Genomic DNA, 26085 nt, shown 5'->3' on the forward strand with positions numbered 1-26085 from the left:
GCGTCGCGCGGACGCCTCCCCCTGGGCCGCGCAGGACCCGGCAGGACCTACACGGAGGGCGGTTCGATGTCCGAGTCCAGCCGCTGCCGCGCCTTCACCGCCACCGTGGTCGGGTGCTCCTCCCCCAGGGTCTGCCGGGCCCGCCGGACGCAGTCGGCGTGCAGCCTGGCCGAGCGCTCCCCCTCCCCCGCCGAGGCCAGCGAGAGGGCGAGGTTGGCGTTGATGCCGATGGTGTCGTAGTGGTCCGCGCCGAGCGTCGCGGCCATCATCGGCGCCCCCTGCTCCTCCAGCGCCAGCGCGGCCGGCCCCTCCCCCGCCAGCACCAGGTCGTTGGCGTGGTTCATCATCGCGATCGGGATGTACAGGTGGCTGTCGCCGAGGACCGCCCGGAACTGCCGCAGGGTGCGTGCGGACAGCTCGCGCGCCTCCACGATCCGCCCGGCCAGCCGTAGGTAGACGGAGAGGTTGTTGGCGCCGGCCAGGGTGACGGGGTGGTTCTCGCCGAGGTAGTCCCGGTAGCGGGCGAGGGCCCGCTCGGCGAGCTGGATGGCCCGGTCGGTGTCGCCGAGGGCGTTGAGGTCGCTGGCCAGGTTGGTCGCGGCGGCCAGGGTGTCGGGGTGCTCGGGCCCGTTGATGTCCAGGTACCGCTGGTAGATGTCCTCGTCGATCTCCAGCGCCTCGTTGTACCGGCCGGCCCGGCGCAGCGCGACGGCGAGGTTCTTGCGGGCGCGCAGGGTGTCGGTGTGGCCGTCGCCGATGGTCTGCTGGTAGATCCGGACGGTCTCCTCCAGCAGGTCCAGCGCCTCCCGCAGCCGCCCGGTCTCGCGCAGGTCGCGGGCGTAGTTGCTGGCCGAGGACAGCGCGTACAGGCTGTGCGCGCCCAGCGCGTCGCGCTGCTGGAGGTAGTTGCTGCGGTGCCGTTCGAGGGCGGCCCGGCGGTCCCCGGCGAGGTAGTCGGAGACGGCCAGGTTGTTGGTGATCATGAGGGTGCGCGGGTGGTCCGGGCCGAGGGTGCGCCGGGCGGCGTCCAGGGTCCTGCGGTCCATCGCCCTGGCCTCCTCGTAGCGGCCCAGGAAGCGCAGGTCGGCGCCGAGGCTGTTGGCGACGGCGAGGGTGTGCGAGTGCTCGGGCCCGAGGGTGGCGGTGAAGCGCTCCAGGATGTCCTCGTCCATCTCGTACGCCTCCTGGAGGGCGCCCTGGGAGCGGCGGATGTTGCTGAGCTGGGTGCGCAGCATCAGGGTCTGGGCGTCGTTCTCGACGTCGAAGCCGGAGCCGCCGTACCCGTCCTGGCGCCAGTGCTCCAGGGTGCGCTCGGCGAGCTCCCGGCCGGACTCGTGCAGGCTGCGCTTCCACTGGTAGCGGACCGAGTCGATGATCCACTGCCGGACGTCCTCGTCGCCGCTGCTGGCGGCGCCGGACGGCCAGAGGTGGGGCAGGAGTTCGGCGTACTGCGGCCAGTTGGCGGGGATGTCCGGGTCGCCGGGGTTGGCGGTGGCCAGCGCGGCGTGCACCACGGCGCGGATGTCGGCGCGCTGGCCGCCGCCGACCTGGTCCCGGAGCACGGCCTGGACCAGCCGGTGCACCGTGATGGTCTCGCTGCCCTGGTCGGTGCGGGCCAGCCCGTACCGGTTGATGGCGCGCAGGAACTCGCCGATCGCCAGCTTGTCGCGGGGCGCGCGCGGGGGCAGCCGCAGCGCGTGGGTGACGGCCCGGCTGTACAGCAGCCGCATCGGGATGGCGTCCGGGCCGAAGAAGGCGCAGATCTCCAGGATCTGGGCGGCGGGGGCGTTGACCCCGCGCAGCTCCTCGACCGAGATCCGCCAGGTCGCGGCGGCGGAGTGCGGGTACTCGGCGGGGCGCAGCCGGGTGCGTTCGAGCATCTCGGTGAGCGCGTCGTCGAGCAGTTCGAGGTAGGTGGAGACCGGCATGGAGGTCTCCTGCAGCCAGACGGCGGCCTGGCCGACGGCGAGCGGCAGGTCGCCGAGCCGGTCGGCGACCTGGTCGGCGTCGGCCTGGGCCAGGCCGGTGTTGAAGCGGCGCAGCAGCCGGATGCTCTCCTCGCGCAGGAAGACGTCGACCTCGACCAGGCCGGCGTGCTTGGACCAGCCCTGGTTGCGGGAGGTGATCAGCACGTGTCCGCCGGAGGAGCCGGCCGGCAGCCAGGGCGCCAGCTCGTCCGGGGTCCCGGCGTTGTCGTAGACCAGCAGCCAGCGCCGGTACGGGTGGCCGCGGCGCAGCGCGTCGAGCACGGCGGCCGCGGTGTGCGCGACGTCGTCGCTGCTCTGCACGCCGAGCCGGGGGGCGAGCTCGGCGAGCTTCTGCGGGATGTTGGCGGCCTCCTCGGCGGGCACCCACCAGACCACGTCGTAGGCGGCCTTGAAGCGGTGGGCGTACTCCGCGGCGATCTGCGACTTGCCGGCGCCGCCGAAGCCGTAGAGGACCTGGCTGAGCACGGCGGTGGGCCCGGCGGTGAAGCGGTTGCGGAGCAGTTCGAGCAGTCGGCCGCGCCCGGTGAAGGAGGCGTTGCGCGAGGGCGCGTCCTGGACCTGCGGGGCGGTGCCGGGGAACCGGGCCGGCGCAGCGAACTCGCCGCTCTCGTTGTCGGGTTGGCGGCTGGCTCCGGGCGGCGGGCCGAGTTCGCTGTAGAGCTGGGACTCGGCGAGGACGGCGGAGGAGCGGACCAGGTCGGGGGCGGCCGGGCCGATGAACGGGCGGGGCACCGGCTCGTCCGAGCCCTGCAGCCGCAGCGCGACCAGCAGCGGTGAGCCGCTGGTGAGTTCGTGCCCGCCCAGGAGCTGCCAGACCTCCGCGGCGCGGGGCAGCGCGGTGTACTCGGGCGAGAGCAGGGCGAGCACCCGGCCCTGGCCGTCGAGCGGCCCGGCGGCCTCGACGGGCAGGCCGCTGTGCGGTTCGGCGGCGTTGTGCAGCGAGGTCTGGTAGCCGAAGCCGGTGAGCGTGGCGGAGGCCCACTCGGCCCACATCCGGTCCTCGGGGGCGTAGCTGACGTACACCTGGCGGGGCATCGTGCGGGTGGCGCGCAGGTAGGCGCCGTACAGCCGGCGGCGGGCCTCTCCGCTGAGCGGCCGCAGCGCCCGGACCCGGCCGTCGGTGATCCACCCGGCCAGCCGTTCGAAGGCGTTGAGCAGGCTGCGCGCCTCCTGCGGCCGGTCGGCGACGGTGGCGGGCACCTCCTCGTAGGCGTAGAAGGGCTTGTACGGGACCTCGACGTCGCTCCAGTAGCCGGCCCGGCGGTCGGCGGGCAGCCAGCGGCCGAGGTAGGGGGCGAAGGCCTCGCGGGCGAAGTCCCGGCCGGCCTCCAGGCGCTCCTGCTCGGCGTCCTCGACCCGCATCGGGACGGGCATCACCCGGATGGCCCGCTCCTCGGCCTCGGCGATGGTGCGGGCGGCGTCGACGCCGCCGCGGATGTTCTGGGCGCTGAAGGTGAAGCAGTCGACGACGGTGTCGGGCATCAGCACGGTGCAGATCCCGGAGGTGTCGCTGACCCCGGTCCGGCTGTCGATCAGCACGTAGTCGTAGCTGCGGGCCCAGCGTTCGCGCAGCTCGCGCAGGAACTCCCCGCCGCGGATGTCCCGGCCGTGGTAGAAGCTGCGCCAGTTGAAGCTGGTGACGGCGGCGGAGTAGGCCGCGTTCTGCCGGCCGGCGGGCAGGAAGTCGAGCCGGCCGCCGGGCGGCAGGTCGAGGGCGAGGCCGCAGATGTAGCCGTCGAGGCGGCCGGGTTCGTCCAGCCAGGCGCCGGGGGTGACGCCGGAGGGCCCGGCGGCGGAGGGCAGCGCCTGCTTGACGTAGGAGCGCAGCAGGTCGATCAGGCCGTCGGTGGCGTGCAGCTCCGGGTCGACCAGCAGCGGGTGGTAGTAGCGGTGCAGGCCGGGCGCCTCCAGGTCCCAGTCGACCACCAGGACGCGCAGGCCGCGGCTGGCGAGGATCCAGCCGACGTTGGCCAGGGCCATCGTTCTGCCGGTGCCGCCCTTGAAGGAGTAGAAGGTGACGACCGAACCCGGTCCGGTCCGCTCCGACTCGACACCGGGCTCAGCGAACATCGTCCTGCTCTCCCCTCAGCGGCACGGCAGCGCCGTCCGGGCTGCGGCGCGGGCCTGGCGGCCACGCCGGGATGGCCAGCCCGGGCATCACCGGACCGGCTTCGTCACCGCCGGGGCCGAGGCCGAAGGCAGCGCCGTCGACATCGTCCCCCCAATCGAAGTTGTCGTCCATGAGCTTGTTCTGAGCAACCGTCACCATGATGGTGAGCTGGTCGTCGAAGCTCTCCCGGGGCACCGCGATGCGGAACAGGTGCTCCGGGTCGCTCCGGCGCAGCCAGTTGCGGCGGAACACGCCGCGCACGCCGGCCCACAGCGCGTCGCGCTCCGGACCGCCGGTCGGGTCGTCGCTGCCGGAGGGCACCATCACGCCGGTGACCGGGTGGTTCTGGTCGTCGTACTCGCGCAGCGCCGACCGGTAGCGCTCACTGCCGGCCATCCACGGGTCCACCAGCAGCACGCTGATCTGGTTGTCCTCGCGGGCCTGGTCGAGCTTCTCGCCGAGCCCGGTGCCGATCTCCTCCAGGGTGGTGGTGTGCCCGGCCGAGGTGATCACCTGCTGGGCGCGGACCACCAGGGACGGCTGGGTCGGCGGGTGGTAGGGCGCCCAGTGCCAGGGCTTGGGGCCGTACCAGCCCCCGCGGTGGGCGCAGCCGCCCTCCGGCGCGCCCGCGACGGCGGCGGGAGCGGCGGCCGGGGCGGGGACGACGGCCGCGGGGGCGGCCCCGGCAGGGGCGCGGCCGGCGGGCACGTCCGAGGCGCGGCCCGCCGCGACGAACAGCCGGACCATCCCGGCGGTGGGCGCGGGCCGCACCGGCGCGGCCACCGGGAAGTAGCCGCGGACCGCGCCGAGGTCGAAGTCGGGCAGCTCGGTGAGCCGGCGGGCGGCCGCGTCCCGGATGCGCTCGGCGACCACCCGGACGACCTGCCGGTACTCCGCCCCGAGCGGGTCGATCCGCAGCAGGTCGCGCAGTCCGGAGCGGACGTACGTCTCGCCCATCCCGAGCTGGACGTACTGGATCTTCAGGACCTCGTCGGGCAGTTCGTCCGGCAGGGACTCCCAGAGCACCGGGATCAGCGCCGGGACGATGTCCCCGGCCAGCTCCTGGTGGCGGCGGACCCGGCCGCGGAAGGCCGTCCACTCCTTGCCGCAGTACAGGCTGGCGAAGTACGCCGGGGAGTAGAGCGCGACCATCGTGCGGCAGCGGGCCAGCATCTGGGCCAGCTGCTGCTCCCAGTTGTCGCCCAGCCGCAGCCGCTCGGTGTCGCGGTACGCGAGCTCGTCGGCGCCGGCGGTGGGCTCGATCCGGCCGAGTTCGTCCCGCAGGTCGTTGAAGAACTGGTCGACGAAGGCGTCGCCCGCCTCGTAGTCCCGCCGCGCATAACTGAAGAAGAAGTACGGCCGCACTGCACCCCCCGGGCCCGTTCACGCTGCGACTGCGCTGCTGTCATACCCAGCATGTCGTGAACTCAGCCGGTCGCGCCGGGGAGTTGGCGAAGACCGTGGCCAGTGGCGCCGCGGGGCCCCCAGAAGGGGCCCAGACGGACGAGCCCTACAGGGCGGACTGGAACGCGGCGACCGGCTCGGCGCCGGGGACGAGGGCGTCGCCGACCACCCGGCGGAGCAGTTCGCCGAGGACGGTGTCGGGCAGCCCGTCGAGCTCGTCGAGGGGCAGCGCTGTGACGTCGACCAGGTCGGAGCCGAGCCCCGAGCAGGTTCCCGAGCCGATTTCCGCATCGGTGACGCCCATCAGTCCCTCACTCGGTCTCGCGGCCCAGCGGGCTCGGTTCGGATTCGGCCCGGTCCGCGACGCGCATCCTACACCTGACCGATCCTCAGAAGCCCTGTCACGCCGCGCTGCTGTCATCCGTCCAGCCGCCTGCGCCGCCGCCTCCGGGGGCGGGCTCACGGGCAGAGCCGTTCCACCCGCCAGCCCGTCGGGGAGGACGGGTCGGCGAGGTAGCGCAGCCGGTCGTGCAGCCGGTTCGCCCGGCCCTGCCAGAACTCCACGCTGGCCGGAACCACCCGGTAGCCGCCCCAGAACGGCGGCACCGGGACGCCCTCGCCCTCCGGGTAGCGCCGCTCCAGTTCGGCGTACCGCTGCTCCAGCACCTCGCGCCCGCCGACCGGGCTGGACTGCTCGCTCGCCCAGGCGCCGAGCTGCGAGCCGTGCGGGCGGGTACGGAAGTAGGCGGCGGTCTCGTCCCGGCCGACCTTCTCCACCCGGCCCTGGACGATCACCTGGCGGGCCAGCTCGATCCACGGGAAGAGCAGCGCGGCGTGCGGGTTGACGGCCAGCTCGGCGCCCTTGCGCGAGCCGTAGTTGGTGAAGAAGACGAAGCCGCGCGCGTCGAAGCCCTTCAGCAGGACGGTCCGCGAGCTGGGCCGCCCCTCGGCGTCCGCGGTGGAGAGCACCATCGCGTTGGGCTCCACCACCCCTGCGTCGTCCGCCTCGTGGAACCAGCGGGTGAACTGGCCGATCGGCTCGGCGGTGAGCTGCTCCTCCACCAAGCCCTCATGGCTGTAGTGCTCGCGCATGACGGTGAGGTCCGGCCCGGGCCGGACCTCGTCGGCCAGGTTCCGGGTGGCGGGGCTCAGGGGCGTCGGTTGGGCGCGTTCCGGGGTCTGCACGTCAACATCATCCCGTACGACAAGCAACCGGCACCGCTACGTCCGGACAAACCCCGGTGGGAGATAAGGTGTCTCGCCACCGCTCGACTGTCCGCCGTACGGTGAATTGTCCGGAAGCGAGCGTTTGGCTCCGGAGGATTCCCGGGCACGACCGGCCCTCGACGGAAAAGTCAAGCGGGCCCCGGGGAAACATCACCACGGTGGTGTATGGCGCAATGCACCCCGTGCCTGTCACTCTGGCACCCAGTGCCAACCACCCATCGGTCACCGGCGAACCGCCCCCACCACGGCGGCCCGTCCATCGCAGAACTGAAGGAGCCGTCGCATGTCCGACTTCGTACCCGGGCTTGAGGGAGTCGTCGCTTTCGAGAGCGAGATCGCCGAACCCGACCGGGAAGGCGGCGCCCTGCGGTACCGAGGAGTCGACATCGACGACCTGGTCGGCCACGTCTCCTTCGGCCACGTCTGGGGCCTGCTGGTGGACGGCAAGTTCAACCCCGGCCTGCCGGCCGCCGAGCCGTTCCCGATCCCGGTCCACTCCGGTGACATCCGCGTCGACGTGCAGTCCGCCCTCGCCATGCTGGCCCCGGTCTGGGGCCTCAGGCCGCTGCTGGACATCTCCGCCGAGCAGGCCCGCGACGACCTCGCGCGCGCCGCCGTCATGGCGCTGTCCTACGTCGCCCAGTCCGCCCGCGGCCAGGGCCTGCCGATGGTCCCGCAGAGCGAGATCGACAAGGCCGAGACGGTCGTCGAGCGCTTCATGATCCGCTGGCGCGGCGAGCCGGACCCGAAGCACGTCAAGGCCATCGACGCCTACTGGACGTCGGCCGCCGAGCACGGCATGAACGCCTCCACCTTCACCGCCCGCGTCATCGCCTCCACCGGCGCCGACGTGGCCGCCGCGCTCTCCGGCGCCGTCGGCGCGATGTCCGGCCCGCTGCACGGCGGCGCGCCGTCCCGCGTGCTCGGCATGATCGAGGAGATCGAGCGCACCGGCGACGCCACCGCCTGGGTCAAGAACGCGCTGGACAAGGGCGAGCGCCTGATGGGCTTCGGCCACCGCGTGTACCGCGCCGAGGACCCGCGCGCCCGCGTGCTGCGCCGTACCGCCAAGGAGCTCGGCGCGCCGCGCTTCGAGGTCGCCGAGGCGCTGGAGAAGGCCGCGCTGGAGGAGCTGCACAACCGCCGCCCCGACCGCGTGCTGGCCACCAACGTCGAGTTCTGGGCCGCCATCATGCTGGACTTCGCCGAGGTCCCGGCGCACATGTTCACGTCGATGTTCACCTGTGCGCGCACCGCCGGCTGGTCGGCGCACATCCTGGAGCAGAAGCGCACGGGACGGCTCGTGCGCCCCGCCGCGCGCTACATCGGCCCCGCGCCGCGCAGCCCGCGCGACATCGAGGGCTTCGACGCCATCGCGCACTGACACACCACCGCTGAGCAGCGGGTTCGGCCGTCCGCCGGGCCCGCTGCCGGTGCGTCCCGAGGCCGTGGAGATCACATCTCAGCGGGCGGACTGCCGTTCCGCCCGCGCAATCGCGGCCGGTAGGCTGCGGCCGTGGCTCAGATCCAGATCCCCGCTGACATCAAGCCCGCAGACGGCCGTTTCGGCTGCGGCCCGTCCAAGGTGCGCCCCGAGGCCCTGAGTGCCCTCGCCGCGACCGAGACCTCCCTGCTCGGCACCTCGCACCGCCAGGCCCCGGTGAAGAACCTGGTCAAGCGCGTGCGCGAGGGCGTGAGCAGCCTCTTCTCCCTCCCCGAGGGGTACGAGGTGGTGCTCGGCAACGGCGGCTCCACCGCCTTCTGGGACATCGCGGCCTTCGGCCTGGTGCGGGAGAAGTCCCAGCACCTCGACTTCGGCGAGTTCTCGTCCAAGTTCGCCTCCTCGGTCAAGGCCGCCCCGTGGCTGGCCGAGCCGACCGTCATCAAGACCGCCCCGGGCACCCACCCGCTGCCGGTCGCCGAGGCGGGCGTGGACGTCTACGGACTCACCCACAACGAGACCTCCACCGGCGTCGCGATGCCGATCAGGCGCCCGGTCGGCGCCGACCAGGGCTCGCTGGTCCTGGTGGACGCCACCTCGGGCGCCGGCGGCCTGCCGGTCGACATCACCGAGACGGACGTCTACTACTTCGCCCCGCAGAAGTCCTTCGCCTCCGAGGGCGGGCTCTGGCTGGCGGCCTTCTCCCCGGCCGCCCTGGAGCGCGCCGCCGAGATCGCCGGCTCCGGCCGGTACATCCCGCCGTTCTTCGACCTGCCGACGGCCATCGACAACTCGTCGAAGGACCAGACGTACAACACCCCGTCGATCGCCACCCTGTTCCTGCTGGCCGACCAGCTGGAGTGGCTGAACGGCAACGGCGGCCTCGACTGGGCCGTCGCCCGGACGGCCGACTCCTCGGGCCGCCTGTACGGCTGGGCCGAGAAGTCCTCGTTCGCGAACCCGTTCGTGGCGAACCCGGCCGAGCGCTCCCAGGTGGTCGGCACGATCGACTTCGACGACTCGGTGGACGCCGCCGCCGTGGCGAAGGCACTGCGTGCCAACGGCATCGTCGACACCGAGCCGTACCGCAAGCTCGGCCGCAACCAGCTGCGCGTCGCGATGTTCCCGGCCATCGAGCCGTCGGACGTCGAGGCGCTCACCGCCTGCATCGACTACGTGGTCGAGCAGCTCTGACCGGGCGGCACACACACGGCTGAGGGCCACCGCCTGCGGGCGGTGGCCCTTCGTCCTTCCCGGCCGCCCGCCCTTGCGGCCGCCGTCCTTGCAGCCGCCCGTCCTGCGGGCCGGCCGCCGTCGTCCTGCGGGCCGACCGGCTGTCCTGCCGCCCGCCGGGCCTGCCGGCCGCGCTATTTGCCGATCAGCGAGCCGATCACCACGACGGCCAGCAGCAGCACCAGGGCGCCGGTCACGATACGCATGCGAGTCTTGGGGTCCACGGTCAACGAGGGTACCCGCGCCCCGGCCGGGGCTAGTACCGCGTCAGGCAACCTTCGCCCCGTCGCGACGCCCGGCACGCACTCTCGCCGCACCGGCCGAAAGCCCAAGTACGTCCAGTACGAGGGCTTCCGGCCGGCACGCCGATAGCACGCACCGGACGCCGCTCCTTGACGGGCAAAAGTTGCCTGACGCGGCACTAGACGCCGAGGTTGGACCCGCCGGTGGCGTCGAGGTGCTGGCCGGTGATCCACCGGGCGTCGTCCGAGGCCAGGAAGGCCACGATGTCCGCCACGTCGGCGGGCTCGCCGACCCGGTCGAAGGCCGAGTACGCGGCGGCCCGGGCCCGCGCCGCCGGGTCCTCCAGCCAGGGGTTGATGTCGGTGGCGACGATGCCCGGCAGCACCCCGTTGACGGTGATCCCGCGCGGCCCGAGCTCCTGCGCGAGGGTCAGCGTGAAGGTGTTCAGCGCGCCCTTGGTCATCGCGTAGGAGACGGCCGTCGGGAACGCCACCCGGGTGACCCCGGAGGAGACGTTGACGATCCGGCCGCCGTCCCGCAGCCGTCCGAGGCCCTGCTGGACGATGAAGAACGGCGCCTTGACGTTCACCGCGAACACCCGGTCGTAGCCCTCCTCGGCCACCTCGTGGACCCGCCCGTTCAGGCCGATCCCGGCGTTGTTCACCAGGATGTCCAGGCCGCCCCGGGCGCCGGTGCGGGCCAGCCCCTCGTCGAACGCCGCCCAGAGCGCCTCGGCGTCCCCCGGCACACCGAGCTCGGCCCCGATCGCGAAGGCCCGCCCGCCGGCCCGCTCGACGGCCCCCACCACCTCGGCGGCGGCCGCCGCGTTGCCGCCGTAGTGGACGGCGACCAGCGCGCCCTCCCGCCCCAGCCGCTCGGCGATCCCCCGCCCGATCCCCCGGCTGCCGCCCGTCACCAGTGCCGTCCTGCCCGCAAGCGCGCCCATGGCCACGCCCCCTCATTTCTGTAGCGGTCGCTAATGAATGGAACCGTAGCACGCCTTCTGTAGCAGCCGATATAAAATGGCTGCCATGGCCACCAGCACCCCCCAGCGCGGACGCCCCCGCTCCTTCGACCGCGACGCCGCCCTGGAGCAGGCCCTGCGGCTGTTCTGGCAGCGCGGCTACGAGGCGACCTCGGTCGCCGACCTCACCGCCGCGATGGGCATCCGCCCGCCGAGCCTCTACGCGGCCTTCGGGGACAAGCGCTCCCTGTTCGACGAGGTGGTCGCCCGCTACCGGGAGAGCCACGGCGCGTACGCCACCCGCGCCCTGGCCGAGGAGCCCACCGCCCGGGCGGGCGTGGCCCGGATGCTGCACGAGGCCGCCGCCGAGGCCACCGACCCGGAACACCCCTGGGGCTGCCTGCTGATCAGCTCGACGGTGAACTGCACCTCACCGGAGGTCGCCGAGGCCGTCCGGGAGCTGCGCAACGCCAACGTCCGCGCCCTGGAGTCGCTGATCCGCGCCGACATCGCGGCCGGCCACGAGCCCCCCGGGACCGACCCGGCCGCCCTCGCCCGGTTCACCGCGACCGTCCTCCAGGGCATGTCCCAGCGCGCCCGGGACGGCGCCACCCGCGCCGAACTGGAGCGCGTCGCAGCCGACGCGATGCGCGTCTGGCCCTGACCGAAGAGCGCGGGCGGGCCCCCGGCTTATCCCGTTGACCGGCGCCGCACGGGTGCCGCTAGCATGCCCCCACGATCTAACGATCTTCACATTTTTCATGGGGGGACCTCACAGTCATGCGCGCTTCCCGCGCTGCGGCCTTCGCCGCGCTCATGCTCGCCGCAGGCACCGTCCTGCCGGCCGCGCCCACCGCCGCGGCCGCCACCAGCCAGGTCGGTCCGGCCAGCACCTGGTTCTCGATCTCGAACTACCGGATCCTGGACACCCGGGAGGGCAAGAACGCCCCCGTGGGCGCGGTCGGTCCCGACAGCGTCACCCGGCTCGACATCACGAAGATCCTCCACGGCATCACGCCGAACGCCGTGGTGATGAACGTGACCGCGGTCGACGCGACCGCGAACAGCTTCATCACCGCCTTCCCCGGCGGCCGCCCGATGCCGACCGTCTCCAACCTCAACGCCACCCCGAACCACAAGGTCACCACCAACCGGGTGACGGTCCAGGTCGGCGCCGACGGCGTGGTGAACCTCTACAACCACGTCGGCAACGTCCACCTGGTCGCCGACCTCCAGGGCTACTACACCGACCGCTACTCCGGCTCCGAGGGCAACGCCTTCGTCGTCGGCGAGCCCACCCGGCTGCTGGACACCCGCACCACCGTCGGCGGCCACCCGGGCAAGCTCGTCGGCGGCCCGGCGGGCGTCATCAACCTGGACGTCTCCCCGGCGCAGGTCCCGACCGACAACCTGGTCGTCCAGGCCACCGTCACGGAGCCGACCGAGAGCGCCCACCTCAGCATGTACCCGGCGGGGCAGAGCCCCTGGAGCACCTCCGACCTCAACTTCGACCCCGGGCAGACGGTCACCAACGTCTCCTACGCCTACACCACGGGCGACCACCGGCTCGCGCTCTACACCAACAGCGGCCAGGCCCACGTCGTGGTGGACTTCCTCGGCAGCTTCCAGCGGCGCACCGCCGACTCCGGCACCGCCGGCCTGTTCATCCCGACCGACCCGGCCCGCGTGCTCGACACCCGCGAGGGGCTGGGCGCCCCGGCGGCCAAGGCCGGCCCCGGCTCCACCACCCGGGTGAAGGTCACCGGCCTGAACGGCGTACCGGAGACCGTCGCCGCCGTCGTCCTCAACCTGACCGGCACCAACGCCGACGAGGACGGCCACGTCACCGCCTACCGGGCCGGGGCCGCGCGTCCGTCGACGTCCAGCCTCAACTACACCGGGAACGAGGACACCGGCGCCATGACGGTCGTCCCGGTGAGCACCGACGGCTACATCGAGCTCTACAACCCGCACGGCAGCGTGGACCTCGTCGCCGACGTCCAGGGCTACTACAGCAGCTGATCCGGACGCCTCGGGGAGGGGCGCACGCGCCTCTCCCCGAGGCGACTCAGCTCCAGTCGGCCAACGGCCAGGAGCGGACGGTCTCGTAGTGTGCGAAGCCGCCGTCGAGCTCGCTCTTCACCAGGTGCAGCTCGGCGGCGTCCCACTCCGGTCCGCGGTACTCCGCGAGCGCCGCGGCCAGGCCCTCCAGCTCCGCCGCCGCGCCCCGCTGGACGGCCCGCCGGTGCCCACGGGAGGAGCCGGCCCGGGCGAGGGTCAGGTGCGGGTGGAACGTGAACGCGTCCACCTCCCCGGTCAGCTCGGCGGTGGCCCCGCCGACCGCCTCGGCGAGCCGCCGCAGGGCCCAGGTCCGGCCCTCCACCCCGGCCCAGAGCACCCGGTCGCCGAACCGCCCGGCGCCCGCCAGCCGCAGCCGGTGCACCGGGTGGACCTCCGCCACCGCGGCCAGGGCCGCCTCCAGCTCGGGCAGCCGCTCGACCGGCACCTCGCCGAGGAACGCCAGGGTCAGGTGCCACCCGTCGGCGGCCGTCCAGCGCAGCCGGTCCGCGCCCGGCAACCCGCGCACCGGCGCCACCGCGTCGGCCAGCCCCTGCAATGCCTCGACCGGCGGGAGCACCGCCACGAACAGCCTCATGAGGCCATCTTCCCGCGCGCGGCCGACTGGGCTACAACGGTTTTCATGAAGATCCGCAACGGTGGCCCCGACGACGCCGCCGACCTCCTCGCCCTGCTCGACGGCGCCGTGGCCTGGCTGGCCGCCCAGGGCCGCACCCGGCAGTGGGGCGACCAGCCCTGGAGCAGCCGGCCGAAGGCCGTGGAGAAGGTCCACGACTACCTCGGCGCCGCCTTCCTGGTCCGGCTCGCGGTGGCGGACGACGGCCGGACGGTCGGCTCCTGCGTCCTCGCCGAGGAGCCGCCCGCCTACGTCGCCCCGGCCGGCGAACGCGAGCTCTACGTCCGCAACCTGGTGACCGACCGGTCCCGTTCGGGCTCCGGGATCGGCGCCGCCCTGGTCGCCGACGCGCTCGACGAGGCCCGCCGCCGGGGCATCGGCCTGGTCCGGGTGGACTGCTACGCCGGCGGCGACCGCCGACTGGTCGAGCGGTACCGGGCGCTCGGCTTCACCGAGACCGAGTACTTCGAGGCCGAGCAGCCGGACGGCGTCTGGGAGGGGCAGATCCTGGCCGTCAGGCCCTGACGCCCGGCCGGCCACGGGCGGCCCGTGCCGCCCGTGGCCGATGACGCGTCGTCAGCAGGCCGCGGCCAGCTGGGACTTGGTGCGCGGCGCGGTACGCGGCACCACGGCCACCACCCGTCCGCCGCGGCCCGGGTGCAGGTCCACCCGCACCCGCAGGTCCGCACTGCGGGCCAGCACCAGGCCGACCACCCCGGCCGCCAGCGCCGACACCAGGCCGCAGGCCAGCAGCCCCAGCCGGGGCCCGTACGAGGCCGTCACCCAGCCCACGATCGGGGCGCCGATCGGCGTGCCGCCGGTGAACACCAGCACCAGCAGGCCCATCACCCGGCCCCGCATCTCGGGGTCGGTGGAGAGCTGCAGCATGGAGTTGACCGAGGTGTTGAAGCTCAGCCCGAACACCCCGATCAGGGTCAGCAGCGCCGCGAAGGTCCAGTAGTCGGGCGCGAGGGCCGCCACCGCCTCCAGCGCGCCGAAGGCCAGCGCCGCGCCGACCAGTCGGCGCAGCCTCGGCGCGCCCCGGCGGGCCGCGAGCAGCGCACCGGCCAGCGAGCCGACCGCCATCGCGGTGTTCAGCAGGCCGTACTGCCCGGCGCCGACCTTGAAGGTGTCGTACGCGAAACCGGACAGCAGCGTCGGGAAGTTGAACCCGAAGGTGCCGATGAAGCCGGCCAGCACCATCGGCCAGAGCAGCTCGGGCCGCTCCTTCACGTAGCGCAGCCCCTCCCTCAACTGCCCCTTCCGGCGGGCGATCGGCGCGGTCGGACGCAGCTCCGACGGCCGCATCGCGAGCAGTCCGCCGATCACGGCGGCGAAGGACAGCGCGTTCACCGCGAAGGCCCAGCCGCTGCCGACCGCGGCGATCAGCAGGCCCGCGACGGCGGGGCCGATCAGCCGGGCGGTCTGGAAGTTGGCGGCGTTCAGGCTGACCGCGTTGGCGAGGTCCTTCGGGCCGACCATCTCGGAGACGAAGGCCTGCCGGGTCGGGTTGTCGACCACCGTGACCAGGCCGAGCAGCAGCGCGAAGGCGTACACGTAGTACGGGGTCACCACACCGCCGACGGTCAGGACGGCGAGGCCAGCGGCGAGCAGGCCCATCACGCCCTGGGTGTAGATCAGCAGCCGGCGCTTGGGCATCCGGTCGGCGAGCACGCCGCCGAAGAGGCCGAGCAGCAGCATCGGCAGGAACTGCATGGCGGTGGTGATGCCGACGGCGAGCGGACTGCCGGTGAGGCTGAGGACCAGCCAGTCCTGGGCGATCCGCTGCATCCAGGTCCCGGTGTTGGACACCACCTGGCCGGCGAAGAAGTAGCGGTAGTTGCGGACGCGCAGGGAGGAGAACATCCCCCCGGGCCTGGTGAAGCCGGCGCCGGTCGGGGACGGGGCCGCCGTGGGGCGGCCGGGAGCGGCGGGGTCTACCGCCGCGGTGCGTTCGTCAGGGTCGTCGTCGCCGTTGCCCGGCAGCCCCGTCGGGGCGGGTGCCTGGGCGTCGGCAGCAGCGGCGCCTGCCGCTGCGGGGTCGGTCGTCGGGTCGTCGGTACGGATGGCGGCGGCGCTGGCTGCGGCCGGCGGTGTCACGGTGTTCTCCCCTCGAGGCACGACGACCCGGCGGGGGGTCGTCGCGCTCCTGATGTCGGTCATGAGTCCTGCGGTGATGCGGTTCTCCTTCGTTCTCCGGCGGCTGACCGGAACGGGTGGCCCTCAGAGATGTGCGAGCTTGTACAGCACGGGCGCGGCCTCCCGGAGGACGGCCCACTCGTCCTCGTCGAGCCCCTCGGCGAGCTCGGCGAGCCAGGCGTTACGACGACGGCGGCTCTCCGCGAGGATCGCCTCCGCCTGCTCGGTGCTGCTGACGACCACCTGGCGGCGGTCCTCCGGGTGCGGTTCGCGCCGCACCAGGCCCTTCTCCTCCAGCATCGCGACGATCCTGGTCATGGAGGGCGGCTGAACGTGTTCCTTCCGGGCGAGCTCACCCGGCGTGGCCTTGCCACACCGCGCGAGGGTGCCCAGCACCCCCATCTCGGTGGGGCTGAGCGACTCCTCATCCCTTTGGTGACGCAGTCGTCGGGAGAGGCGCATGGTGGACGACCGCAGCTGACTGATCGCTGCGAGGTCCCGCTCGGACATCTCGGGCATGTCCTTAGCCTACGTCATTACTCTCGCTAAGGAAAATTCATTCCACCACCGGTCGCCACCGGCCGTCGGACAGCGCGCCCCGCACGCGCCGGCGCCCGCCCCCGCACCCCCCGGCGCGCCTGGCCGTGCCGGGCGGGACCGCCGGTGCGATGCTGGAAAAGGGTCATGATCCGATGCGCGCCAGCGCGCCGCCGACACCCCGCAGCAGAAGGGCCGACCAGACAATGTCCGACCTCGCCACCGAGCAGACCGAGCAGAACGACACCGGCTTCGCCCGGCTCGCCATGGTCACCATCGACTGCGCCGACCCGGTCGCGCTGGCCGCCTTCTACGGCGAGCTGCTCGGGTGGGAGACCCGGCACGTGGACGAGCACTTCGCGATCCTGGACAACCCGGAGGGCGGCAGCCCGCTCGGGTTCGGGCGGGTCACCGGGTACCGGCCCGAACCGTGGACCGAACCGGACGGCGGCAAGCACTTCCACCTGGACTTCTACGTGGACGACCTGGAGGAGGCCACCGCCCGGGCGCTCGCCCTGGGCGCCACCGAGCCGCAGTACCAGCACGGGCGCACCCTCAAGGTCCTGATCGACCCGGCCGGCCACCCGTTCGGGCTAGCACCGCTGGAGTGACCCCGCGAGGGGCGCCGAGGGCGCCGGGAGCAGTCGGCGGCGCCTTGCGCAGGCGCCGTCAGGACTTGGTGCCGAGATCTTGCCCGTCCCGTGAAGACCGGCTCTGACCTGCGATTTCACCAAATAGCCGAACATTGTCCGACCGGCCGGTAGTGGTTACTGTCCCTCGTTGTCAGGGGCACCACACGCCAGGCTCCCCCAGGCAGGACCTCGGCCCCGGCGCGAACCTCCGCGCCCCGACCACTCTTCATCGGCCCTCACCGGCCGCTTCCGCCGACGTGTCCGCCCGAGCCCTGGCGCCAGTCCTCCCCAATCGTCCAGGGAGATCCACGTGGGTGAGATCCACCATGCCGTCTACGGCTGGGTGACACCGGCAGTCTCGTACTTCATCGCCTGTCTGGGCGCCTTCGTCGCCCTGCGCAGCACCCGCTGGGCGCTGGTCTCCCGGGGCCGCACCCGGGCCGGCTGGCTGTTCTTCGCCTCGACCTCGCTCGGTGCGGGCATCTGGTCGATGCACTTCATCGCGATGCTCGGCTTCGCCGTCACCGGGGCCGAGATCAGCTACCGACCGGGGCTGACCACGCTCAGCCTGATCGTCGCCGTCGCGGTGGTGGGCCTCGGGATCTTCGCCGTCGGCTACAGCCGCCACCGCGTCCCCGCGCTGCTGCTCAGCGGGCTGACCACCGGCCTCGGCGTGGCCGCCATGCACTACCTGGGCATGGCCGCCGTGGTGCTGCCCGGGCACATCGCCTACGACCACACCACGGTGGCGGTCTCGGTCGGCATCGCGGTGTTCGCCGCGACGGCCGCGCTCTGGGCGGCACTGAACATCAAGGGCACCCTCGCCGTGCTGGCCGCGGCCCCGGTGATGGGCGTCGCGGTGTGCGCGATGCACTACACGGGCATGGCGGCGGTCTCCGTCCACCTCGACCCCGACTCCCCGCACGGCACGCAGGGCGGGGTGATGGCACTGCAGTTCATCTTCCCGCTGGTGGTCGGACTGGGCTGCTACATCTTCTTCGGCTCGCTGGCCTTCGCGGTGTCGCCGAGCAGGAACAGCGCCGCGCAGCCCGTCCTGGTGGGCCCCGCGGCCCCGCTGGCCGCACGTCGGCGGGCGGCGGCGGGCGGGCGCTGACAACGGGGCACCGACAACGGGGCGAGGACACCGCGGCGGGCCCGCGGTGTCCTCGCCCCTCGACTTCCTCCAGCGGCGGCGCCGCCGGGGTCACTCCGGCCGGCCGAGCAGCCCGGTCAGGTGCTCGGGGGTGGCGACCGGGCAGACCTTGTGCACGAAGGCGCGCCGCAGCTCGTGGTACGGCTCGCCGGCCCGGTAGAAGTTGCGGTGCATCCGCAGCAGTTCCTGCGCCCGGTACTCGGCCAGCGGCCGTGCCTCCTCGTCCTCCGCCCGGCGGCGCTTCTTCTCCGCCAGCCGTCCGGTCAGCTCCGGGGAACCGGCCAGCCGGGCCGCCTCCCGGGCCGTCCAGCGGCGGAACTCCGCCGCGCTGCCGCCCGAGGTCCGGTCCACCAGTCCGAGCCGCTCGGCCTGCGCCGCGCCGACCGGCAGCGCCTCCCCGGTCAGCCGCTCGGCCTGCTCGGCGCCGACCCGGCGCGGCAGGGTGTAGGTCCAGTACTCGGAGCCGTACAGGCCCATCAGGCGGTAGTGCGGGTTGAGCACCGCGGACTCCCGGCACCAGACCTCGTCGGCGGCGATGGCGAGCATCAGCCCGCCGGCCGCGGCGTTCCCGGCGAGCGCCGAGACGGTCAGCTTGTCGGTGGTGGTCAGGACCGCCTCGACCAGGTCGTCCATCGCGTTGATGTTCTCCCAGGACTCCAGCGCCGGGAAGCTCGCGCCCTCGATGACGTTGAGGTGGATCCCGTTGGAGAAGAAGTCCCGGGCCGCGCCGAGCACCAGCACCGAGGTCGGCCGGTCCGCCGCCTCCTGGTAGGCCGCCAGCAGCCGGCGGCACTGTCCGGTGCTCATCGCCCCGCCCGCGAAGGAGAACTCCAGGAAGCCGACCCCGTCCTGCTCGCGGTAGCGGATCTCCGACCAGGTCTCCCGGCCGGCCGCCGAGGCCGGCGTGACCGGCACCTCCCGGACGCGGTACAGGAGGTCGCCCAGCACCGTCGCGGCGGGCAGCTTGAAGGTGGCCGGACCGCCGGGCGTGCGGCGCGGGCGCAGCTGCGGGATCCAGACCGCGCCGTCCACGGTGGCCCGGCAGATCGCGCCGTCCCGGGTGGCGATCACCGCGCCCGGCCGGCTGCCGCGCAGCTCGTCCTCGGGGTGGCCGCCGTGCAGGAAGTACTCGCGCCCGTACAGCTCGTCCAGCACGCCGGGCTGCGAGTCGCCGGCGCGCAGCTTGCGCAGCACGGTGGCGGTGTCGTCGGCCTCCCAGTCGATCCGGCGGACGTCCTGGCGCAGCAGGGGGCGCAGCCGGCCGTGGACGTCCGGCCGGGCGTAGTCCAGCGGTTCGGGGGTGAACAGCTCCCCCTCGAAGCGGCGGACGGCCAGCAGGACGGCCTCCACGGCCGCGTCGGCCAGCTCGCCCCGGTAGAGCTCGCTCTTGCCGCAGTCGGCGACCGGGAGTTCGGCGGAGGCCCAGATGTCCCCGGCGTCCATCTCCTCGACGGCCTGCAGGACGGTGACGCCCCACTGCTCCGCGCCCTCGGTGATGGCCCAGTCGAGCGAGGAGGGACCGCGGTCGCCGGTGGGGCCGGGGTGCACGATCAGGACGGTCCGCTTCGACCAGATGTCCTCCGGGACGGCCTTGGTGAGCATCGGGCAGACGATCAGCTCCGGGTCGGTCCGGTCCACGGCCGCCCGCATCTGCTCGTCGCCGAGCGCGAGTTGGACGGCCACCTGGTGTCCGCGTTCACGGAGTCCGGTGTGGACGCGCTGGGTCAGGCTGTTGAACGCGCTGGCGATCAGGAGAATGCGCAAGGGGGCCTCCGGGCAGTGACTGACGTCGTGCGCGGAGGCGATGAAACCAGGGCATGGACACGTAATGATTACGGATCGGGCCTCACCGGCCGACCCTCACGCACCTCGCACACCTGTGGTCCCGGCCACGCGTGAACCCCGCTCGATCTCCCCACGACCTCCCGATCCGCCCAGTGACACCGCTGTGCGCGTGGACGCTCCGGAGCGTCCACGCGCACAGCGGTCGGACTAGTACTAGCGGGGGAAGGCCCGCCGGGCCCGCCAGGTGGTGTGCTCGCGCGAGACGGCGTCCTCGGCCTCGGCGGCCAGCCGGGCCCAGCGCGACTCGGCGTCGGGGGTCTTCAGGTCGATGTCGGAGAGCTGGTTGCCGACGTTCTCCAGCTCGCGCGCGGCCAGCTGGTACGCGGCGGCCAGCGGGCGCAGCTGCTTGAGCTGGGTCCAGGCGATCACCGCGGCGGCCGCGGCCGAGCTGGCGCCGAAGACGTGCACCGGCAGCGCGCCGACCGCCTGAGCGATCGCCGCCGCCGCACCGATGATGATCAGCGCGGCGATGCCCAGACCCCAGGAGACGGCCTGCGACTCGCAGGACTCGGCCCGCGAGCGGTACCAGGTGCGCTGGCCCTCCACCCGGGTGCGCAGGTAGAGCGTCCGGCGCGCGACCAGGGTGTCGGCCCGCACCCGGCGCATCTCCGGGGTGATCTCCGGGACGGTGCCCGGCGGCACGATCTCCGGGTCCTCGAAGGCGTGCAGCACGTCCTCCAGCTGGAGCAGGTAGCCGCGGTCCACCTCCGCCGACGCGGCCTCGCCGTCGAACGGCCGGGCCCTCATCGAGTACTTCCAGGCGAGCGTCTTGACCGACTCGGCCGCCGCCCGCGCCTCGTACCACCGCCCCTGCGGGTTGCTGCGGCGCAGCCGCGACCAGAAGTAGCCGGCCACCAGGAACGCCACCACCGAGAACAGCGGTGTGATGTCGCTGTCCCCCCGGTGCTCGGGCCCCGGCAGCGAGCCGACCACCGCGGCGACCACCAGCATCGCGATCAGCCACCGGTACCAGCGCAGCGTCTCGCGCTGGCCGTCCAGCGAGGCCTTGTCCGCCGTCCAGAACAGCTCCGGCAGGAGCTTCGCCTCGTCTCCCCCGGGCGGATCCTGTTGCACCATCAGCCGAGCCCCCTCCCCCTTCTCCCGTCCAGGCAGTATGCCCACCACCAACTCCCCTACACCGGCACCTTTTTGACATGCCGGTGCGGCGATGCTTGCCCTCCCCGATTCGTAACCTATATAAACGGTTACATGCCGCTGCACTGGAAGCTTGTCATCGACTGCGCCGACCCCCACCGCCAGGCCGCGTTCTGGGCCGCCGCCCTGGGCTACACCGTGGAGGACCACGGTGGCCTGATCGAGCGCCTGCTGGCCGTCGGCGCCACGGGCCCGGACGCGGTCACCGAGGTCGACGGCCACCCCGCCTGGCGGACCCTGGCCGCCGTCCGCCACCCCGACGACCCGTTCGACCCCGACACCGACACGGGTCTGGGCCACCGCCTCCTCTTCCAGCAGGTCCCCGAGGCCAAGCAGGTCAAGAACCGCCTCCACCTCGACCTCCACCCCGGCCCCGCCGACCGGGACGCCACCGTGCAGCGCCTGCAGTCCCTCGGCGCCACCGTGCGGCAGACCGTCAGCGAGCACGGCTCCACCCACGTGGTGATGACCGACCCCGAGGGCAACGAGTTCTGCGTGCAGTAGCCCCCGCCGGACGGCCGGCACTCCGAGGACAGCACAGTGGCCCCGCGCTCGGACGAGCGCGGGGCCACTGCTGTACCGCCTGAGCGGTCAGAGCAGGCCGAGGGCCGGCATCAGGTAGTAGAAGGTGAACACCGCGGCGACGGCGTACATCGCGATCGGGACGGTCCGGGCCCGGCCGGCCGCGACGCGCAGGACGCAGAAGGTGATGAAGCCGATCCCCAGGCCGTTGGTGATCGAGTAGGTGAACGGCATCATCACGATGGTGAGGAAGGCCGGGATGGCGATCGTGTAGTCGTCCCAGTCGATGTCGCGCACCGAGTTGGCCAGGATCAGGAAGCCGACCGCGACCAGGGCCGGGGTGGCGGCCTGGGCCGGGACCATGGTGGCCAGCGGGGTGAGGAACAGCGCGGCCAGGAAGAGCGCGCCGGTGACGATCGAGGCGAAGCCCGTCCTGGCCCCCTCGCCGACGCCCGCGGTGGACTCCACGAAGCAGGTGTTGGCGGAGGAGGAGGTGGCGCCGCCGGCGGCGGTGGCGATGCCGTCGACCATCAGGATCTTGTTGATGCCCGGCAGGTCGCCCTTGGCGTCCAGCAGGTGGGCCTCGTCGGCGACGCCGAGGATGGTGCCCATCGCGTCGAAGAAGCAGGACATCAGCACGGTGAAGACGAAGAGGCAGCCGGTCAGCGCGCCGACCTTGCCGAAGCCGCCGAACAGGCTGACCTCGCCGACCAGACCGAAGTCGGGGGCGGCCACCGGGTTGCCCGGCCACTGCGGGACGGTCAGGCCCCAGGCCAGGGCCGACAGGTCGGCGATCTGCTGGATGAGGACCGCCACGCCCGTCATCACGACGATGCTGATCAGGATCGCGCCGGGCACCTTGCGGATGATCAGCACCAGGGTCAGCAGCAGGCCGAGCACGAAGACCAGCACCGGCCAGGTCTGCAGATGGCCGTTGCCGCCGAGCTGGAGCGGGACGGTGGTGTGGGCGGCGTCCGGGATCCGGCTGACGAAGCCGGAGTCGACCAGGCCGACCAGGGTGATGAACAGGCCGATGCCGATCGCGATGGCCTTGCGCAGCCCGAGCGGCACGGCGGCCATGACCCGCTCGCGCAGGCCGGTGGCGACCAGCAGCATGATCGCGAAGCCGGCCAGCACCACCATGCCCATGGCGTCGGCCCAGGTCATCCTGGGCGCCAGCTGGAGGGCGACGATGGTGTTGACGCCGAGGCCGGCGGCCAGACCGATCGGCACGTTGCCGATCACGCCCATCAGCAGTGTGGTCAGGCCCGCGGTCAGCGCGGTGGCGGTGACCAGCTGGGCGCTGTTCAGGTGGGTCCCGTTCATGTCGACCGCGTTGGCCAGGATGATCGGGTTGAGCACCAGGATGTACGCCATGGTGAAGAAGGTGGCCACACCACCGCGGATCTCCCGCGGCAGGGTGGAGCCGCGCTCGGAGATCCGGAAGTAGCGGTCCAGGGCGCCGGTCGGGGGGTTCGGCGCGGGCTGGGAAGGCTCGGGCGACTCGGTGGTCGGCTGGGCCGTTGGCATGCGTGCGTCCTCGGGTGGGGGCGGAGGAGGGTTCGGCGCCCGGGGCGACGGTGGCCGGACGGGCCCGGCGGCGCGGGCGTGAACACAGGCATCCTGGGCATGGCACGGCCAACCGGAATCCTCAGTATGAATTCTCCGATCGCACACGCGCTATCTTCGCGCGTAGAACGAAAGCACCTCGTGCGTCATCGGACATCCGCCCGCAGACCCGTACGCTAGGCCCATGCCCAAGACGCCACTGCGCCCCTCACCTCCGCCGCTGGAGGCCAACGACGTCGCCATCGTCGGCGGCGGCACGGTGCTGTGGTTCGTCGCCTTCCTGGTGCTGCTCCCCTTCCAGGGGACGCTCTCCGACCACGGCCACGGCACCTGGCCGTGGATCTGCCTGGCCGGCGCCGGCCTCGGGCTGATCGGCCTCTGGTACTGCCGCGCCCGCCGCGACGCGATCGCCCGCGACCGCGCCGCCGCCGAGGCCGGGACCGGGAGCGGCGCCGGGAGCGGCGCCGACACCGACACCGGGAGCGACACCGGGAGCGGGACCGCCGAGCGGACCGCCGAACGCGCCTCCGGGGAGAACGGCGCGGGCCCGGCCACCCAGTCGGACTGAATAGTCCTTTAGTAGCACGCATCGGACATAAGGCGCCCGTAGAGTCGGTGCCATGACGCAGCCTGCGCACCCCTCGGAAGAGACGCCCGGCGACGGGCCCGACGGCGCTCATCCGCTCGGGCTGCTGCCCGGGCGGCGCGGCGGACTCAGCTCCGCCGAGGTGGCGGAGCGGGTCGCCCGCGGCGAGGTCAACGACGTCCCGGTGCGCTCCAGCCGCTCCACCCGGGAGATCGTCCGGGCCAACGTCTTCACCCGGTTCAACGCGATCATCGGCGTCATGTTCGGGATCATCCTGGTCGTCGGACCGATCCAGGACGGCCTCTTCGGCCTGGTGATCGTGGCCAACACGGCGATCGGGATCATCCAGGAGCTGCGGGCCAAGAAGACCCTGGACAGCCTGGCGCTGATCGGCGAGGCCCGGCCCCAGGTGCGCCGGGACGGCACCGTCCAGCAGATCGCGGTCGGCGCCATCGTGCTGGACGACACCGTGCTGCTCGGCATCGGCGACAAGGTGATCGTCGACGGCGAGGTCACCGAGGCGGACGGCCTGGAGATCGACGAGTCGCTGCTCACCGGCGAGCCCGACCCCGTCCTCAAGCAGCCCGGCGACCAGGTGATGTCCGGCAGCTTCGTGGTGGCCGGCGCGGGCGCGTTCACCGCCACCAAGGTCGGCCGGGAGGCGTACGCGGCGCAGCTGGCCGAGGAGGCCAGCCGGTTCACCCTGGTCAAGTCCGAGCTGCGCAGCGGCATCAACAGCATCCTGCGGTTCATCACCTGGCTGCTGGTGCCGACCGCGATCGGCCTGATCATCAGCCAGCTCGCGGTCGAGGGGCGCGACTGGAAGGAGGCCGTCCGCCGGATGGTGGCGGGGATCGTCCCGATGGTCCCCGAGGGGCTGGTCCTGCTGACCTCCGTCGCCTTCGCGATCGGCGTCGTCCGGCTGGGCCGCAAGCAGTGTCTGGTGCAGGAGCTGCCCGCGATCGAGGGGCTGGCCCGGGTGGACACCGTCTGCCTCGACAAGACCGGCACCCTCACCGAGGGCGGCATGGACGTCGTCGAGCTGCGCACCCTGCCGCAGTCGGCACCGGCCGACGACCACCTGCGCCCGGACGCCCCACTGGCCCGGCACGTCCTCGCCGACCCGGCCGTCGTGAAGCAGGCGCTCGGCGTGATGGCCGGCGCGGACGCCCGCCCCAACCCCTCGATGCAGGCCGTCATCGACGCGTACGGCACCGGCGACGACACAGGCGGCCCCGGCGGCACAGGCGGCGCGGGCGGCTCCGGCAGCGGCTGGCGGGTGATCGAGGCGATGCCGTTCTCCTCCGCCCGCAAGTGGAGCGGCGTCCAGCTGCTGGAGCCGCAGGGCGGCGAGGCCAGCTGGCTGCTCGGCGCGCCGGACGTGCTGCTGCCCGCCGGGCACCCGGCGCTCGCCGAGGTGGACGAGCTGGGCACCAAGGGCCTGCGGGTCCTGCTGCTCGGCCGCACCACCGTCCCGCTGGACGCCCCGGACCCGGCCGCCGAGCTCCAGCCGCTCGCCCTGGTGGTGCTGCAGCAGCGGCTGCGCGAGGACGCCGCCGACACCCTGCGCTACTTCGAGGGGCAGCAGGTCCAGGCGAAGGTGATCTCCGGCGACGCCGCCGTCTCGGTCGGCGCGGTCGCCTCGCACCTCGGCCTGCCCGGCGCCGACCACCCGCTGGACGCCCGGACGCTGCCGGCCGACCCCGGGGAGTTCGCCGACACCGCCGAGCGGACCACCGTCTTCGGCCGGGTCACCCCGCAGCAGAAGCGCGAGCTGGTCGGCGCCCTGCAGTCGCGCGGCCACACCGTGGCGATGACCGGCGACGGCGTCAACGACGTACTGGCGCTCAAGGACGCCGACATCGGCGTGGCGATGGGCACCGGCAGCGACGCGACCAGGGCCGTCGCCCAGATCGTGCTGCTGAACGACTCCTTCGCCACCCTGCCCTCGGTCGTCGCCGAGGGCAGGCGGGTGATCGGCAACATCGAGCGGGTGGCCGGGCTCTTCCTGGTGAAGACGGTCTACTCGGTGCTGCTCGCCCTGCTGGTGATCTTCACCCACTCGCCGTACCCGTTCCTGCCCCGCCACTCCACGGTGCTCTCCACCCTCACCATCGGCGTGCCGGCCTTCTTCCTGGCACTCGCGCCGAACAACGAGCGGGCCCGCACCGGCTTCGTGCGGCGGGTGCTGCGGCTGGCGATCCCCGGCGGCATCATCGCCGGCACGGCGACCTTCGTCGCCTACGCGCTGGCGCGGGCGAACCACGCCACCGACCTGGAGGCCGACACCAGCGTGGCCACCCTGACGCTGTTCCTGGTGGCGATGTGGGTGCTGGCGATCGTGGCCCGCCCGTACAACTGGTGGCGGCTGCTGCTGATCGCGTCGATGGGCGGCGCCTTCGCCCTGGTCCTGCTGGTGCCGTGGCTGTCGGACTTCTTCGAGCTCTCGCTGTCCGGCATCCGCGACCCGTGGACCGGCGTCGCGATCGCCGTGGCGGCGGGGCTGCTGCTGGAGGTGGTCTGGCGGATCATGCAGCAGAAGCAGGAGGCCTGACCCGGCTCCGGGAGCCGGTGCCAGGAGCCGGTGCCAGGAGCCGGTTCCAGGTGGGCTTCCTGCTGAGCGGGTTGCTCCAACAGGAAGC

At 73.0% G+C, this 26085-nt stretch carries 21 protein-coding genes; 10 read left to right on the top strand and 11 right to left on the bottom strand.

All coding sequences use genetic code 11. The features are described 5' to 3' along the window. Positions 1-47: 47 nt before the first annotated feature. The 4 genes from fxsT to pdxH form a co-directional block, all read right to left on the bottom strand. Entirely contained in the window at positions 48-4058 is a 4011-nt protein-coding gene (gene fxsT / locus ACFVVX_RS06890) for an FxSxx-COOH system tetratricopeptide repeat protein (protein ID WP_387942212.1), read from the bottom strand. Next, entirely contained in the window at positions 4048-5463 is a 1416-nt protein-coding gene (locus ACFVVX_RS06895) for a TIR-like protein FxsC (protein ID WP_387942214.1), read from the bottom strand. Before ACFVVX_RS06895 ends, fxsT begins: the two co-directional genes overlap by 11 nt. 145 nt (positions 5464-5608) lie before the next feature. After that, positions 5609-5806, bottom strand: coding sequence for an FxSxx-COOH cyclophane-containing RiPP peptide (gene fxsA, locus ACFVVX_RS06900; RefSeq protein WP_387942216.1), 198 nt, complete (start codon positions 5804-5806; stop codon positions 5609-5611). A 155-nt stretch (positions 5807-5961) separates the two neighbouring features. Next, complete coding sequence (gene pdxH, locus ACFVVX_RS06905; protein WP_387942531.1) at positions 5962-6594, bottom strand: pyridoxamine 5'-phosphate oxidase; 633 nt, start codon at positions 6592-6594, stop codon at positions 5962-5964. Between the two features lie 418 nt (positions 6595-7012). Here pdxH and ACFVVX_RS06910 point away from each other — a divergent pair, with 418 nt between their 5' ends. Both ACFVVX_RS06910 and serC read left to right on the top strand, forming a co-directional pair. Next, positions 7013-8113 (top strand): citrate synthase 2, encoded by a 1101-nt coding sequence (locus ACFVVX_RS06910; protein ID WP_387942218.1) that lies wholly within the window; start codon positions 7013-7015, stop codon positions 8111-8113. A 132-nt stretch (positions 8114-8245) separates the two neighbouring features. Further along, positions 8246-9364 (top strand): phosphoserine transaminase, encoded by a 1119-nt coding sequence (gene serC, locus ACFVVX_RS06915; RefSeq protein WP_387942220.1) that lies wholly within the window; start codon positions 8246-8248, stop codon positions 9362-9364. A gap of 460 nt (positions 9365-9824) precedes the next feature. Here serC and ACFVVX_RS06920 read toward each other — a convergent pair whose 3' ends face one another. Then, positions 9825-10592: an SDR family oxidoreductase gene (locus ACFVVX_RS06920; protein WP_387942222.1), complete on the bottom strand. Its 768-nt coding sequence runs from the start codon at positions 10590-10592 to the stop codon at positions 9825-9827. Positions 10593-10677: 85 nt separating this feature from the next. On the opposite strand from ACFVVX_RS06920, the gene ACFVVX_RS06925 reads away from it, so the two are divergent. Both ACFVVX_RS06925 and ACFVVX_RS06930 read left to right on the top strand, forming a co-directional pair. Beyond that, a complete protein-coding gene (locus tag ACFVVX_RS06925; protein ID WP_387942224.1) occupies positions 10678-11274 on the top strand; it encodes a TetR/AcrR family transcriptional regulator in 597 nt (198 codons plus the stop codon). Between the two features lie 116 nt (positions 11275-11390). Then, positions 11391-12632: a hypothetical protein gene (locus ACFVVX_RS06930; protein ID WP_387942226.1), complete on the top strand. Its 1242-nt coding sequence runs from the start codon at positions 11391-11393 to the stop codon at positions 12630-12632. A gap of 46 nt (positions 12633-12678) precedes the next feature. Here the strand turns inward: ACFVVX_RS06930 and thpR are convergent, their stop codons facing one another. Continuing rightward, the gene (gene thpR, locus ACFVVX_RS06935; protein WP_387942228.1) at positions 12679-13266 is read right to left on the bottom strand and encodes an RNA 2',3'-cyclic phosphodiesterase; all 588 of its coding nucleotides are present in this window, start codon (positions 13264-13266) and stop codon (positions 12679-12681) included. A gap of 45 nt (positions 13267-13311) precedes the next feature. On the opposite strand from thpR, the gene ACFVVX_RS06940 reads away from it, so the two are divergent. Then, positions 13312-13830 carry a GNAT family N-acetyltransferase gene (locus ACFVVX_RS06940; RefSeq protein ID WP_387942230.1) on the top strand — a complete coding sequence of 173 codons (519 nt, stop codon included), beginning with the start codon at positions 13312-13314 and terminating at the stop codon, positions 13828-13830. A gap of 51 nt (positions 13831-13881) precedes the next feature. Here the strand turns inward: ACFVVX_RS06940 and ACFVVX_RS06945 are convergent, their stop codons facing one another. Together ACFVVX_RS06945 and ACFVVX_RS06950 are read right to left on the bottom strand one after the other, a co-directional pair. After that, entirely contained in the window at positions 13882-15468 is a 1587-nt protein-coding gene (locus ACFVVX_RS06945; protein ID WP_387942232.1) for an MFS transporter, read from the bottom strand. Between the two features lie 60 nt (positions 15469-15528). Beyond that, the gene (locus tag ACFVVX_RS06950; protein ID WP_387942234.1) at positions 15529-15963 is read right to left on the bottom strand and encodes a MarR family winged helix-turn-helix transcriptional regulator; all 435 of its coding nucleotides are present in this window, start codon (positions 15961-15963) and stop codon (positions 15529-15531) included. Between the two features lie 224 nt (positions 15964-16187). On the opposite strand from ACFVVX_RS06950, the gene ACFVVX_RS06955 reads away from it, so the two are divergent. Then, positions 16188-16592 (top strand): VOC family protein, encoded by a 405-nt coding sequence (locus ACFVVX_RS06955; RefSeq protein ID WP_387942236.1) that lies wholly within the window; start codon positions 16188-16190, stop codon positions 16590-16592. 331 nt (positions 16593-16923) lie between these two features. Continuing rightward, positions 16924-17727 (top strand): MHYT domain-containing protein, encoded by an 804-nt coding sequence (locus ACFVVX_RS06960; protein ID WP_387942238.1) that lies wholly within the window; start codon positions 16924-16926, stop codon positions 17725-17727. A 90-nt stretch (positions 17728-17817) separates the two neighbouring features. Here the strand turns inward: ACFVVX_RS06960 and ACFVVX_RS06965 are convergent, their stop codons facing one another. Both ACFVVX_RS06965 and ACFVVX_RS06970 read right to left on the bottom strand, forming a co-directional pair. Continuing rightward, a complete protein-coding gene (locus tag ACFVVX_RS06965) occupies positions 17818-19530 on the bottom strand; it encodes a hydrogenase maturation protein (protein ID WP_387942240.1) in 1713 nt (570 codons plus the stop codon). A 234-nt stretch (positions 19531-19764) separates the two neighbouring features. Continuing rightward, positions 19765-20688 carry a DUF4231 domain-containing protein gene (locus ACFVVX_RS06970; RefSeq protein WP_387942242.1) on the bottom strand — a complete coding sequence of 308 codons (924 nt, stop codon included), beginning with the start codon at positions 20686-20688 and terminating at the stop codon, positions 19765-19767. A gap of 132 nt (positions 20689-20820) precedes the next feature. Here ACFVVX_RS06970 and ACFVVX_RS06975 point away from each other — a divergent pair, with 132 nt between their 5' ends. After that, positions 20821-21270: a VOC family protein gene (locus ACFVVX_RS06975; protein ID WP_387942244.1), complete on the top strand. Its 450-nt coding sequence runs from the start codon at positions 20821-20823 to the stop codon at positions 21268-21270. Positions 21271-21357: 87 nt separating this feature from the next. Here the strand turns inward: ACFVVX_RS06975 and ACFVVX_RS06980 are convergent, their stop codons facing one another. Continuing rightward, positions 21358-22818, bottom strand: a complete 1461-nt coding sequence (locus ACFVVX_RS06980) for an NCS2 family permease (protein ID WP_387942246.1) — start codon at positions 22816-22818, stop codon at positions 21358-21360. A 223-nt stretch (positions 22819-23041) separates the two neighbouring features. Here ACFVVX_RS06980 and ACFVVX_RS06985 point away from each other — a divergent pair, with 223 nt between their 5' ends. Together ACFVVX_RS06985 and ACFVVX_RS06990 are read left to right on the top strand one after the other, a co-directional pair. After that, entirely contained in the window at positions 23042-23425 is a 384-nt protein-coding gene (locus ACFVVX_RS06985) for a DUF2530 domain-containing protein (RefSeq protein ID WP_387942248.1), read from the top strand. A gap of 52 nt (positions 23426-23477) precedes the next feature. Next, on the top strand, positions 23478-25997 hold the full coding sequence (locus tag ACFVVX_RS06990; RefSeq protein WP_387942250.1) for an HAD-IC family P-type ATPase: 2520 nt from the start codon (positions 23478-23480) through the stop codon (positions 25995-25997). Positions 25998-26085 lie beyond the last annotated feature (88 nt).

This window comes from Kitasatospora sp. NPDC058170, from assembly GCF_042883905.1.
In the GTDB taxonomy this organism is placed as follows: Bacteria; Actinomycetota; Actinomycetes; order Streptomycetales; family Streptomycetaceae; genus Kitasatospora.